This window comes from Bradyrhizobium pachyrhizi (assembly GCF_001189245.1).
Taxonomy (GTDB): Bacteria; Pseudomonadota; Alphaproteobacteria; order Rhizobiales; family Xanthobacteraceae; genus Bradyrhizobium; species Bradyrhizobium pachyrhizi.
Genome location: NZ_LFIQ01000049.1, coordinates 91,196 through 104,334 on the forward strand (window position 1 = coordinate 91,196; position 13,139 = coordinate 104,334).

The 13,139-nt window shown below is 65.4% G+C and carries 10 protein-coding genes; 3 read left to right on the forward strand and 7 right to left on the reverse strand.

Annotated features, from left to right (window positions below):
* Position 1: 1 nt before the first annotated feature.
* From AKL29_RS07955 to AKL29_RS07975, 5 genes are all read right to left on the reverse strand, one after another.
* Positions 2–1,036, reverse strand: a complete 1,035-nt coding sequence (locus tag AKL29_RS07955; protein ID WP_244481827.1) for an AAA family ATPase — start codon at positions 1,034–1,036, stop codon at positions 2–4.
* Positions 1,037–1,040: 4 nt separating this feature from the next.
* Positions 1,041–3,449: a fused MFS/spermidine synthase gene (locus AKL29_RS07960; RefSeq protein WP_244481828.1), complete on the reverse strand. Its 2,409-nt coding sequence runs from the start codon at positions 3,447–3,449 to the stop codon at positions 1,041–1,043.
* Positions 3,450–3,642: 193 nt separating this feature from the next.
* A complete protein-coding gene (locus tag AKL29_RS07965; protein ID WP_082190502.1) occupies positions 3,643–5,286 on the reverse strand; it encodes an arylsulfatase in 1,644 nt (547 codons plus the stop codon).
* Between the two features lie 29 nt (positions 5,287–5,315).
* On the reverse strand, positions 5,316–6,308 hold the full coding sequence (locus AKL29_RS07970) for a formylglycine-generating enzyme family protein (protein ID WP_050383724.1): 993 nt from the start codon (positions 6,306–6,308) through the stop codon (positions 5,316–5,318).
* A 22-nt stretch (positions 6,309–6,330) separates the two neighbouring features.
* On the reverse strand, positions 6,331–6,864 hold the full coding sequence (locus AKL29_RS07975) for a hypothetical protein (protein WP_050383725.1): 534 nt from the start codon (positions 6,862–6,864) through the stop codon (positions 6,331–6,333).
* Positions 6,865–7,319: 455 nt separating this feature from the next.
* On the opposite strand from AKL29_RS07975, the gene AKL29_RS07980 reads away from it, so the two are divergent.
* Complete coding sequence (locus AKL29_RS07980) at positions 7,320–8,273, forward strand: AraC family transcriptional regulator (protein ID WP_050383726.1); 954 nt, start codon at positions 7,320–7,322, stop codon at positions 8,271–8,273.
* A 241-nt stretch (positions 8,274–8,514) separates the two neighbouring features.
* Here the strand turns inward: AKL29_RS07980 and AKL29_RS07985 are convergent, their stop codons facing one another.
* Positions 8,515–9,384, reverse strand: coding sequence for a DUF2066 domain-containing protein (locus AKL29_RS07985; RefSeq protein ID WP_050383727.1), 870 nt, complete (start codon positions 9,382–9,384; stop codon positions 8,515–8,517).
* Positions 9,385–9,586: 202 nt separating this feature from the next.
* On the opposite strand from AKL29_RS07985, the gene AKL29_RS07990 reads away from it, so the two are divergent.
* The gene (locus AKL29_RS07990) at positions 9,587–10,600 is read left to right on the forward strand and encodes a zinc-dependent alcohol dehydrogenase family protein (RefSeq protein WP_028335704.1); all 1,014 of its coding nucleotides are present in this window, start codon (positions 9,587–9,589) and stop codon (positions 10,598–10,600) included.
* 18 nt (positions 10,601–10,618) lie between these two features.
* Here the strand turns inward: AKL29_RS07990 and AKL29_RS07995 are convergent, their stop codons facing one another.
* Complete coding sequence (locus AKL29_RS07995; RefSeq protein WP_050383728.1) at positions 10,619–11,392, reverse strand: enoyl-CoA hydratase-related protein; 774 nt, start codon at positions 11,390–11,392, stop codon at positions 10,619–10,621.
* Positions 11,393–11,497: 105 nt separating this feature from the next.
* On the opposite strand from AKL29_RS07995, the gene AKL29_RS08000 reads away from it, so the two are divergent.
* On the forward strand, positions 11,498–13,087 hold the full coding sequence (locus tag AKL29_RS08000; protein ID WP_050383729.1) for a gamma-glutamyltransferase: 1,590 nt from the start codon (positions 11,498–11,500) through the stop codon (positions 13,085–13,087).
* Positions 13,088–13,139 lie beyond the last annotated feature (52 nt).

Sequence of the window (13,139 nt, forward strand, 5' to 3'; positions counted from 1 at the left end):
CTCACGCTGCAGCGACAAGCTCGGTGATCTTGTCGATTACCTGGTCGGGGCTGATGCCCTGCGACACGGCCTCGTAGCTCAGGATCAACCGGTGCCGCAGGCAGTCGTGGATGACGGCGCGGATGTGGTCAGGCGTGACGAAGTCCTGCCCGTCGAGCCATGCCCGCGCCCGCGCGCAGCGGTCGATGGCAAGGCTGCCGCGCGGGCTGGCGCCGATCTGGATCCATTTGCCCAAGGGTTCGCCGTAACGGCCGGGAAACCGCGTCGCGTAGATCAGGTCGACGATATATTTCTGTGCGAGGTCGGAGACGAAGATGCCGTCGAGCTCGCCGCGCGCATCGAGGATCGCCTGCTGCGGCACCGCCGGCGGCGGGGCGGAGCCGGCTTGCGGTTTCTGCGCATTCTCGGCGCGATTGAGCTTGATGATCTCGCCTTCGGTCGCCTCGTCGGGATAGGTGATCACGACATGCATCAGGAAACGGTCGAGCTGCGCCTCGGGAAGCGGATAGGTGCCTTCCTGCTCGATCGGATTCTCGGTCGCGAGCACCATGAACAGGTCGGGCATCTTGTAGGTCTTGCCGGCAACGGTGACCTGACGTTCCTCCATCGCTTCCAGCAGCGCCGACTGCACCTTGGCCGGCGCGCGGTTGATCTCGTCCGCGAGCACGAGGTTGGCGAAGATCGGCCCCTTCTGGAATTGGAACTGGCCGCCCTTCTCGGTCTGCAGGTAGATTTCCGCGCCGGTCACGTCCGACGGCAGCAGGTCCGGCGTGAACTGCACGCGCGACAGGTCCGCGGCAAGATTCTTCGCCAGCGTCTTCACCGCGCGTGTCTTGGCAAGCCCCGGCAGGCTTTCGATCAGGAGATTGCCGTTGGCCAGCAAGCCGATCAGCATGCTCTCGACCAGATGATCCTGCCCGAGCACCGATCTGCCGATGCGCGCCTTGAGATCGAGCACGGCGTCGCGGGCCGCGGAGTCCTTGGCAGTTCGCCGCGCCGGGGCGGCCGCTAACGGTGTTGCGGCGTGATCTGACATTGCACTACGGCTCCTTGGACCCCGTAAACCACCTGTAATAGGGGTTTCGTCTCGCCGCTTGGCTGAGGCTCGCCATCTCGCGCGCGTAGGCTTGCCGGTTGCCCGCATAGGCGCTGAGGCCGGCACGATAGAACGCATCAAGATCTCGCCTTTCGCTCAGCAGCGAAGTGGTGAATTGCTCGTCTGCTCCCTTGAGCGGCGGCTCGCTTCGGTACTGCCAGATGTGCGAAATCGTTCGGCTGAACTCGTCGGGACGCACCCATGTCGCGTATTCGATCCGCGGCCTGTCGTCCGTCACTGCCGGCGCGTCCGCCGCGTAGCGCACGAGCCCGTCGCGGTCGGTGATCCAGGTTGCGATCAGCGCCGCGACCGAATTGACGCCGACCGCGGAAAGCGCCGCAGACGTCTCGGGCTGGTGGAATCTCGCGCTGATGCGCTCCGCATCCAACTGAATCGGACGATGCGACCCGACAAGCAACATCTCATGCAGCTCCGATGTCCACAGAGACGCGTACGGAAACACATCGATGAAGCTACGAACCAGTGAGCGCGTGTCCTCATCGTTCTGTGTTGGCAGCGGCAACCACTGCGCGACGATCCCGTCGTCGTTCAGCCGCGACGATGCCAAGCGATAAAAATCGCGAGAATAGAGATTGACGACGCCCACCGCCGATGGCGGCGGCGGCTCCAGCGTGATCAGGTCGTAGGTCTGGCTCTCGCGCTGCAGGAGGCGACGGCCGTCGCCCAAGCGCTTCTGCAATCCCGGGTCGGACGCGGCGTTGAAGGTGCCGTCGAATATCGGAGCCGCACGAAGGACCGCCGGGAGCAGTTCACCCACCACCCTCCTGTCGAGAGCAGGGAATTGCGAGAGAGCGCCGGCCGTAATGCCCGTGCCGTAGCCGATCACCAAGGCTGATTTCGGCTCGCCATTGTGAATGATGAGAGGCAACAGCGCCTGGAGCCGCATGTATCGCAACGACGGCATCGCATCGCCGGAGTTGGATACGCCCTGGATATAGAGCCGGCGGAAGCGCCCGGTGTTGACCACCGCAACCGTCCCACCCGGGCTCTCCTCATAGAACATGATTTTTCCCGACCGCGCTGCCGGCAGCAATTGGGCAAATCGGTCGGACGGCGTGACGACCGCAGCGATGATGCAGGCTGCGCCGACCGCAAATGCCAGTCCAAGACCGGTGCGGCTCGAGCGACCGCCCCAGCAGGCAATGACACCCAGGAGGCCGGCGCCGATTGCGAGCAATGCCAGGGTGTGGACAAGCCCAAGCCAGGGCAGAAGCACGAAGCCGGTGAGAAGCGCGCCCCCCACACCGCCCAGCGTATTGACCGCCACGACCGCGCCAACGTCCTGCCCGATGTGCGCATCCCGCACCACCAGACGCAGCGCCACCGGAAAGGCCGCCCCGAGCAGCAAGGTCGGCAGGAATACGATACAGAACGCTGCCACCGCGAAGCGGGCGCACATGCCGGCGAACTGGTTTTCGGTAAGGCGGAGCACGAACGCCTCGGTCGCCGTCTGTGCGACCACGAGCCAATGGCCAAGTGCCGCGATCTCGATCAAGGCCAGGAACCCGGCAGCGGCGATCAGAAGGCCAAAGACACTCCAGGGATCGCGGATCCGGTCGATCACGCGCACAACGATCGCGGCGCCCGCCGCAAGTCCCGCGAGGTACGTCGCAAGCACCACGGAAAACGCGAAACTGCGCGTACTCATGAACTGAACGATAGACTGGGACCAGATGACCTCATAGCCGAGGGCAATTGCGCCGGCGGCGGCATAGAGAGCGACGGCCAATCCGACCCGGCGCGGTTGATGCGCCGCCGCGCGGCCGGCAGGCCTGATGCTCGCCGACGCCAGGGGATTCCGGCCGAGCACCGTCGCCCCCGCCGCCGCGAGGGCATTGAGTGTCGCCGCCGCGATCGAAGTCCCCTGCACTCCGAACAGCGGAATGAGGACAAACATCGGCAGCAGAGCGCCAAGAATCGCGCCGGCCGTGTTGGCGGCGTATAGCCGGCCGCCGATGCGGCCGGCATCGCGAGAGTTATGCAGCACCGCACGCACAAGGACCGGTAGCGTCCCACCCATCAGAAGCGGGGCGATGCCGACCAGAACGAACACCATGGCCCATGCAAGCAAACCGCTCGCGCTCTCGATCGCCACGAAGACCGGCGCAATATTCGCCAGGATCAATGTGGTGGCGACGCCGGTTATGCCGATGCCGATCTCGATCGCGATGTAGACTTTCGCCGGCTGGCTGGCCCGGTCGGCCCTTCCACCGAAGATCAGGCCGCCCAACGCCAGGCCGGTAAAGAAGGCACTCACGGCGGTCGTGATGGCGTAGACATCAGCGCCGACGACAAGCGAGAGCTGCTTGATCCAGATCACCTGGTAGATCAAGCCGGCGGTACCCGAGACGAACGCCAGCGCCGCTGCGACAAGCCTCCGGCTCGCACCGGCGTCCAGTCTCTTTCGGTGTGCTCGGGTCGCGGTCGATGCAGACCCTATGCTCGATCGAGCATCCATCCGCTAGTCCCCTTGGATAAGCGCGAGACAGGCCGATACCACTGGCCTGTCTCGCAGGGCCCCGCGACTATTCGAGACCGCGCTTCTTGAACGACTCGTCGATCTTCTTGTCGACCTGGCTACGAACCTGGTCGATGCTGAAGCTGGCTGGCCGTTGGCTCGGGGGATAGTCAACAAACGTCTGGAGGAACGCGGCCGACTTCATGACCGCCTTGGCAAACAGGTACGCGTTTTCCACACGCCACTGGTCGTAACCACTGCCGGAAATTTCAGCATGCTCATACGGATCCATGCGCAGGTTGAACATTTTCGGAACGCGCAGCTTCTTGAAGGGATTCGCCCAGACGTCGAACTGTCCGGGCTGCTCCTGCTTCTCAAAGACGAACTTCCAGTTGTCGAAACGCACCGCAACCAGATCGCCGTCGTCATTGAAGTAGAAGAACTCGTCGCGTGCGCTCTTGTCCGCCTTGCCGGTGATGTAGTCGAGTTGATTGAACCCGTCGAGGTGGTCGCGGAAGGTGGTCGGGCTGCCCTGCGGCTGCCAGCCGTTGAGCAGGCGGTCCTTCACCCCGGGATCGCCGGCGGCGGCAAGCAGCGTCGGGAACCAGTCGAGGCCTGACATGATTCCGTTGGCAGTCTCGCCTGCCTTGATGTGGCCAGGCCAACGGATCATCGCCGGCACGCGGAACGCGCCTTCCCAATTGGTGTCCTTCTCCGATCGGAAGGGTGTCGTCGCAGCATCCGGCCAGGTGAACGCGTTCGGGCCATTGTCCGTGCTGAAGACGACGATCGTGTTGTCCGCGATCTTCAGGTCCTCGAGCGTCTTGAGCAGCTTTCCGACGTTCATGTCCATCTCGACCATGCCGTCGGCGTACTCATTGCCCGGCATGCCGCTTTGCCCGCGCATCGAGGGACGAACATGGGTGAAGATGTGCATGCGCGTGAAGTTCATCCAGGTGAAGAACGGCTTGTTCGCCTTTGCCTGTCGCGTGACAAAATCGATCGCAGCGCTGGTGGTCTCGTCGTCGACGGTCTCCATCCGCTTCCTGGTGAGTGGGCCGGTATCCTCGATCTTTCCGTCAGCGGACGCCTTGAGCACCCCGCGCGGCGAATAGGCCTTGACGAAAGCCGGGTCGTCTTTCGGGAAGTACGGCCGCTCGGGCTCTTCCTCGGCGTTGAGGTGATAAAGATTGCCGAAGAACTCGTCGAAGCCGTGATTGGTCGGCAGATATTCGTCCCGATCGCCAAGATGGTTCTTGCCGAACTGGCCCGTGGCATAGCCGAGCGGCTTCAAGGCCTGCGCTATGGTGATGTCGCCCTTCTGCAGGCCGACCGTCGCGCCTGGAATGCCGACCTTGCAGAGTCCCGTCCGAAGGCAGGCCTGACCGGTAATGAAAGTCGAACGGCCGGCCGTGCAGCTATTTTCGGCATAATAATCCGTGAAGATCATCCCTTCATTGGCGATGCGGTCGATGTTCGGCGTCTTGTAGCCGACCACACCGCGCGTATAGGCGCTCAGATTGGATTGGCCCACATCGTCGCCGAAGATGACGAGGATGTTCGGCTTTGCCGCGTTCGTCTGCTGCGCTGACGCGGGAGACCCGGCAAATGGCGCCAGGCTTGTCGCGACCAACGCCGCCGCGAACAAGCCACGAAGCAACCCTCCGCGACTACCGGACGGCCTGGCAACGATATTGCTCTCATCGCTCATTCTGACGCTCCTTGCTTGTCGAACGGTTTTTATGACGATTGAGAATCGGCTCGCCGCACCACGCAGCGAAAGCCGACATGGCTGGTCGAGGTGTCGACCGGTTCGGCATGGCGGGCGGCAGGGCGATACCGGCGGCAGTAATTCGGGGCGCACAGATGCGAGCCGCCCTTGAGGACCTTGCGCGGAATCTTGATGGCGGGCTGGGCGGGGTCGTAGCTCGCATCCTCGCGACCGCCGCGCGGATTCTGCGGGATGCAGCAGGGCTTCGTAGCGTCGGCCTCATGACGGGCGGACCACCAGTCGGCGGTCCACTCCCAGACATTGCCGATCATGTCGTGGACGCCGTAGCCGTTGGGCGGAAACGCGGTCACCGGCGAGGTCCGGTCGAAGCCGTCCTCGCAGAGGTTCTGAATCGGGAAATTGCCCTGCCACGTGTTGGCCATGTGCCTGCCGCCGGGCGTCAAGGCATTGCCCCAGGCGAACTCCTCGGCCTCGAGCCCGCCGCGCGCCGCGAACTCCCACTCGGCTTCGGTCGGAAGGTCCTTGCCGGCCCATTTGGCGTAGGCGAGCGCATCGGCATAGGCGACGTGGACCACCGGATGGCTGCCGAGCACGTTGATGTTGCTGCGCGGGCCGTAGGGGCGGCGCCAGTTCGCGCCCTTCATCAAGGTCCACCATTGGCTCCAGTCGCGCAGGGTCGTGACGCGGCGCGGCGGCTGAAACACCAGCGAGCCGGCGTAGAGCATATGCGGCAGCGCACCCGGATATTGCGCAGGATCCGGCGGTCGCTCGGCGACCGTGATGTGCCCGGTCTCACGCACGAATTCGCGGAATTGAGCGTTGGTCACCGGGGTGCGGTCGATCCAGAAGCCATCGACTGACGCCCGATGCGCCGGCGCCTCCTCGGGATAGTGATGGTCGGAGCCCATGCGGAATGTGCCGCCGGGAATCCAGACCATGTCGTCGGTCTGGACGCGGTCGTCGCGCTCTGTTTCGGCGGAGGTGATCTCTACCCGGGACATGGCGATGCACCCCTTCGCGCATTTACCGTGAGCAGTAGTCCCAGAAGCCCTGTGTTCGCGACGGGTCGGTGTAGTACCAGCACATGCCCGCTGCCGGCGGCGGTCCCGCCCAGGCGGCTGCGCTCGCCGCGCTGACGAAACCGATCGCTGCGCCGGCCGCAACCGCGCCCCCGATCGGCCAGCCGTACCAGCCGGGCCGCGCCCAACCTCCCGGCCGCGGTCCAACCCAGCGCGTGCCGGCGCCGTGCCAGCCGGGCCTCACTCCTGGGCGCACCACCGTCCGGCTGCGATAGGCAACCGCACCGCCGCGCGGTCCGACGGCAACGCCGCCGCGGCGCGCGACAGCGCGCACCTGCACAACGTTACCGCTGCCTTCCTGCTGTTTGATGATCGGGAATGAAGCGGAAGAGCCGATGCTGACCGCCGACGCCGGGCCTGCTTGCGCGACGATCGCGGCTGCTCCAATGACTGCCAGACGGAAAATCTTGTTGAAGATCGCAGGCTTATGATCTCGGTGACCGAACGTCGTGCATGATTGCGTCGTGCCTGAGTGCATTGTCGCGCCCTTCCATTTTTCTGTGCTGCACTTTTCGGCAGCGTTGATCCGTCAGGCCTTCTTCCCTTTCTCCTCCGTCGCTAATCCGTGTGCACACTTGCGTGCACAATGTTCTCCGTCGTGACTCGTTCCACTGGACGTTGTCACGAGCGAATTCTGCTGTCAGTTCAAACGATAGCGGAACGCACTATACAAGTGATGTGCACTTTGTGCCAATCTCAACCCCGAGCCGTGCAGGCTTAACGAAAGATGCTCCAATTCGATCAATCCGGCCCGGCCGGCCTTATTGCTTTCTCGGAAAAACAAGCGAAAATCTGCAGGTTTGCAAATCCACATCACGATCTCGCCATGCGACTCAAGCTAACGTAGGAGCATTGTCGCGGGGCAAACTGTTTGTACTGACTTCAAGCATTTGGTTTTAGTAGATTAATCGCGCTGCAGTTGTGAACGTGGATATGGGCCAACACCTGACGGTTAGCACCGGCGAGCTTGACGGCTTCGAGGGTCTCCACGATGCCGTCAAAGGCTCGCATGTCGAAGTCATGCAGCTTGAGCGCGGCAAGCTGCGCGGCACATTGTCTCACGTCGGGATCGGTGATTTTTCGCTCAGCATCGGCGCATTCAATGTCGGGGTCCGTACCCAGCGCATCTCGACCGACCCCAAGCTGATCATCGGGATGCTGCTGCGCGCGACCGACCGCGTCACGCATTGGGCATTCGACATGCAGCCGGCCGATGTGCTGGTGATTCCTCCGTCGGTCGAGCATGACGGGGTCTTTCACAGCGCCTCGTCCTACGCCGCCATCCGCTTCGACCTCGCCGACCTGCCCGATATATTCGGCGGCGAGCCGCGGCTCGCCGACGCCGAAACCTGGCAGGCGAAGAACCACTTTCGCGCCGACCCCACGATCGGCATGGGCGCGGCGGACAAACTGCCGCGGATCGTCGCGCATCTCGCGCGCTATCCGGACGCCTTGACGGACGCGTCGGCCGGCTTCTGGAAGCGCGCGATCGTCGACTGCGTGACCGCGACGGTCGTGACATCGCTGCCCCCCGACGGAACGAGCTATCTGCCGTCGGCGATGCGCTTGGTGCGCCACGTCGAGGACTATCTGCACGCCGCGGGCACGCGCCCGGTCCACGTCTCGGAAATCTGCACCGAGCTTCGGCTGTCGCGACGCAGCCTGCACCGCGCCTTCCACGAGGTGTTCGGGGTCGGCCCGGTGACGTTCCTGCGCTACAAGCGGCTCTGCATGATCCGTTCGATCCTGCGCGAAAGCACCCCGGACCAGACCACCGTCTCCAAGGTTGCGATCGAACAGGGCTTCATCGAGCTCGGGCGCTTCTCGCAATATTACCGCGCGATGTTCGGGGAATATCCGTCGCAAACGCTTGGCTACGCCGGGTAGAGCATGATGAGATCAAGTTGAATTGGAGCGGCGTCGGAGGTTCACCTCTCCCTTGGGAGAGGTCGGCGCGCAGCGCCGGGTGAGGGGCTACGGTCCCTCGTGAGAGCTGCGGCCCCTCACCCGATTTGCTCCGCAAATCGACCTCTCCCCGCTGGGGAGAGGTGAGCCGAACCCGAGGCCAAACCGATTCAACCTCACTTCATCCCGCCATAGCGCAAAACCAGCCGCTACGCGCGCAAGCTCATTTCGGTCGCCCCGGATCGCCATTGCCCGACAGCACCTGCGCGGCGCCGCCGATGCCGCGGCGGAAGGCTTCATCGAAGGTGACGCCGCGAAACTGCCATTTGTAATCCTTGCCGTGCCAGGCCATCCGCCATTGCGTGGCCCAGCCGAGATCCTTGTCGTCCCAGACCAGCCGACCGAGCAGGGTGGCCTCGCCGCCATGCGGCGCGACGATCGCACTCAGCTTCGCCGACGGCGTCTTCAACAGTTCGGCGGCGGTGAGGTTGGCGCTCGTCAACCCGGTTGTATCAGGCAGCACGAAGCCCATGCCGCGCTTGCGGGCGGCAGCCGCAAGCGCGTCGCGCTGCAGGTCGGACTGCGTCCCGTCGGATGTGACGATGTAGTCCTTCGGACCGTGCTGCATCTCGGCGAAGACGCCGAGCACCGGCCGCTGCGACCGCCACGGCTTGAGACCGAGCCTGGCGAGAATGCCGTCGATCTTCTTCTCGTCGAAATCCACCGTCAGGTCGTACGGCCGGTCGCGGGTGCCCTGCTCGTCATGATGCGGCTTGCCGACATACTGATCGTGATAGTCGAAACTGCTGACGAACTCCCCGGCCTTCGATTTGTAGACGGCAAGCCGGCGGTCGCCTGCCAGCATTGGCTGACCGGAAACCTTGATCAGGACGTCCTCCAGACATGCCCCGAAGCCTATGATGCGGTTCGGCTCGCCCTGGCCGGTGACGACGGTCTGCGCGCGGTAGAGGCTGTCGTCTGCTGCGGCCATCGCACCACCGCAAGCGATCCATGCAGCGGCAAGCAGCACGCGGACCGCGCCGCGTGCGAGCGTTGCGATCAGATCGCCGTTGGTCTCAAGCAAGGCAGCCATCGTCACCTCCGCTCGGTCCCTTCATTGACGGCACGGATTGGCGGTATTTTCGGGCACCGCCAACGCGTTCGGACATGGGCGCCATTCCATCGGCTTCACTGCGCGCTCTGGCCACGCGCGGCGGGCCTGACATATGCTCGGCACATGCGCGGCGGCGCCGCGAGCGCTGCCCAACACAAGAGCACCGAGCAGGAGACGTTCCGTGAAATGCTATGAGTTGCAAGGCCCCGGCGGCGTCGACGCGCTGGCGCTGGTCGACAAGCCGGTTCCGCAAGCCGGCCCGGGCGAGGTCCTGGTGCGGCTGAAGGCGGCGACGCTGAACTATCGCGACCTGCTCACGGTCAAGGGCGGTTACGGCTCGCGCCAGAAATTTCCGCTGGTGCCGGTCTCCGACGGCGCCGGCACGGTCGAGGCGGTCGGCGTCGGCGTCAGGAGCTTCGCACCCGGCGATCGCGTGATCGGCAGCTTCTTCGAAAGCTGGCTCGCCGGCGAGCCGAGCGAGGCGCGGATGCGCGCGGCGCTCGGCGGCAGCGTCGACGGTGTACTGACCGAGTACCGGGTCTTCCCCGCGCATGCGCTGGTGCGCACGCCGGATCATCTGAACGACATCGAGGCCGCGGCACTGCCATGCGCCGGCCTCACGGCGTGGAGTGCGGTGGTCAAGCTCGGCGACCTCAAGCCGGGGCAGACGGTGCTGACCCAGGGCACCGGCGGCGTCTCGCTGTTCGCGTTGCAATTCGCCAAGATGTGCGGCGCCCGCGTCATCGCGACATCCTCCAGCGACGCCAAGATCGCGCGGCTGAAACAACTTGGCGCCGATGTCACGCTCAACTACAAGTCCACGCCCGATTGGGGCAAGAAGGCGCGCGAGCTGACCGGGCGCGGCGTCGATCTCGTCGTCGAGGTCGGCGGCGTCGGCACGCTGAACGAATCGATCCGCGCCACCAGGATCGGCGGCACCATCGCCTTCATCGGCGTGCTCGCAGGTCCCGCCGCGTCCGACACGCGGCTGCCGCTGATGGTGATGCAGCAGCAGCGGCTGCAAGGCGTCACCGTCGGCTCGATCGAGGACCTGCAGGCGCTGTGCGACGGCATCAGCCTGCACGGCGTCAAGCCCGTGATCGACAAGGTGTTCGCCTTCGACCAGGTCAAGGCCGCGTTCGCCCACATGGCGAGCGGCGCGCATTTCGGCAAGATCGCGATTGCGATCGGCTAGCGTGCCTGCGATCAAGGATTACCTTCCCGTGAACTGGGCCTTGCGTTTCTCGACGAAGGCCTGGCGGCCTTCCCTCGCGTCGGCGCTTTCGCGGATCACCTGCTGCAGCTCGATCTCGCGGCGGAACTGATCGGCGTAGCTGGCGTGCTCGCTCTCCTCGAGCAGCTGCCGCGTCGCGACCAGCGCGCGCGTCGGTCCGTCCGCGAGACGGCCGGCGAGCGCCTTCGCCTCGTCGAGCAGTTTGGCATCGTCGACCACGTCGCGCACCAACCCCCACTCCTTGGCCCGTTCGGCCGGCAGCGGCTCGTTCAGCAGCATCAGGTCGAGCGCGCGCTGGCGGCCGATCAGGCGCGGCAACAGCCAGGTCGAGCCGAGATCCGGCACCAGGCCGATCCGGCTGAACACCTGGATGAAGCTCGCCGAGCGCGCCGCCAGGATGATGTCGCCGGACATCGCGAGGCTGAAGCCGCCGCCGGCCGCGACTCCGTTGACCGCGACCACGACCGGCACGCGGCATTCGCGCAACGCCTGCATCGCCGGCCAATAATGCCTCATCACGCCGGTGTAGATGTTGTCGCCGAGCGACTGGAACGCCTTGAGGTTCTGCCCGGAGCAGAAGCCGCGTCCCTCCCCGGTCAGGACCAGCGCGCGGATGTCCGGGTCGAGGCTCATCTCGCCGACGGCGCGCGCGAGATCGCCGAGCAGTTCCGGCGTCATGGCGTTCAGGCTCGCGGGATCGTTGAGCGTCAGGATGCCGACCTTGCCGTCCCGTTCACGCTTCACACCAGTCATTTTTCCGCTCCCTGAAATTGGTTCTTGTTGTTGCACTGACAGTGCCATGCTTGGCATGCTACGCCAACGTGCCCCACCCGCAACAAGAACAGCGAAAGCAACGCCATGTCCGACCAGTTCTCCAACTCGCAAGTGATCCGCAAGCCGGCCGTCAGCGCCAAGGGCGGCATCGTCGCCGCGCAGTCGCGCAAGGCGGCCGAGGTCGGCGCGGAGGTATTGGCGGCGGGTGGCGATTGCGTCGACGCCGTGATCGCAACCACCTTCGCGCTTGGCGTCGTGGAGCCGTGGATGAGCGGCGCCGGCGGCGGCGGCGCGATGGTGCTGTATCGCGCCAAGGAGAACCGCGTCGAGGTGATCGACTACGGCATGCGCGCGCCCGACGGCCTGCGCATCGAGGATTATCCGCTGACCGGCGGCGCGGCCTCCGACCTGTTCCCTTGGGCGCGGGTCAAGGACGACCGCAACCTGCACGGCCCCGGCTCGATCGCGGTGCCCGGCGTCGTTGCCGGCATGGAGGAAGCGCATCGCCGTCACGCCAAAATGCCGTGGAAGGACCTGCTGGCGCCGAGCGTCAAGCTCGCCGGCGACGGCCTTCTGGTCGATTGGTGGACCACCGCGATGATCGCAAGCTCCGCGGCCGATCTGCGGCGCTATCCCGCCAGCGCCGCGGCGTATCTGCAGGACGGCCTGCCGCCGAACGCGCAATGGGGCATCAGGTCGGTGGTCCGCATGCCGCAGGACAGGCTGAAAGCCACGATGGCGCAGCTCGCCGCGGCCGGTCCGCGCGATTTCTACGAGGGCGATCTGGCGCGCAGCATAGCCGACGACATCCAGGCCGCCGGCGGCGCGCTGTCGGTGCGCGACCTCGCCGCCTTCCGCGCCCATCTGCGCGAGCCGCTGAAAATTTCCTATCGCGGCGGCACGGTCTATGCGACGCCGGAGCTGACCGCGGGTCCGACCATGGCGCGCACGCTCGGCCTTTTGCAAAAGTCGCTGGCGCCCGCGCAGGGCGGTCCGGATGCGGCGGCCTACGCTGCCTATGCGGAGGCGCTGCAAGCCGCCTATCGCGAACGGCTGAAGGACATGGGCGACGTCGACGGCCGGCGCGCGCTCGGCGCCGAAGCGATCGCGCCAAGCTGCACCACGCATTTCTCCGCGGTCGACCGCGACGGCAACATGGCCGCGGTGACGCAGACCCTGCTGTCGACCTTCGGCTCCAAATTCGTGACGCCGAACACCGGGCTCACCATGAACAACGGCATCATGTGGTTCGATCCGGCGCAAGGCGCACCGAACTCGCTCGCGCCCGGCAAGCGCTGCCTGACCAACTACACGCCTGTCGTGGCGCAGGCCGCCGACGGCCGCACGCTCGCCGCGGGCGCATCGGGCGGCCGCCGCATCCTGCCGGCGGTGTCGCAACTGCTCTCGTTCGTGATGGATTTCGGCATGGATCTCGACGCCGCGATCCACCAGCCGCGGATCGACGCCAGCGAGGGCGCCGTGGTGATCGGCGACAAGCGTCTGCCCGCCAGCGTGCGCGAGGCGCTGCGCGGCCGCTTCGACTTCGAGGAGGCCCGCATCCAGACCCTGCCGATGAAGTTCGCCTGCCCGAGCGTCGTGCTGCGCGACGGCACCACCAACAGCGGCGTCACCGAGCCGTTCCAGCCCTGGGGCGACGCAGTCGCGGAGGGGTGAGTTATACGCACGACTCCTTCTCCACCGTCGTCCCGGCGCAGGCCGGGACCCA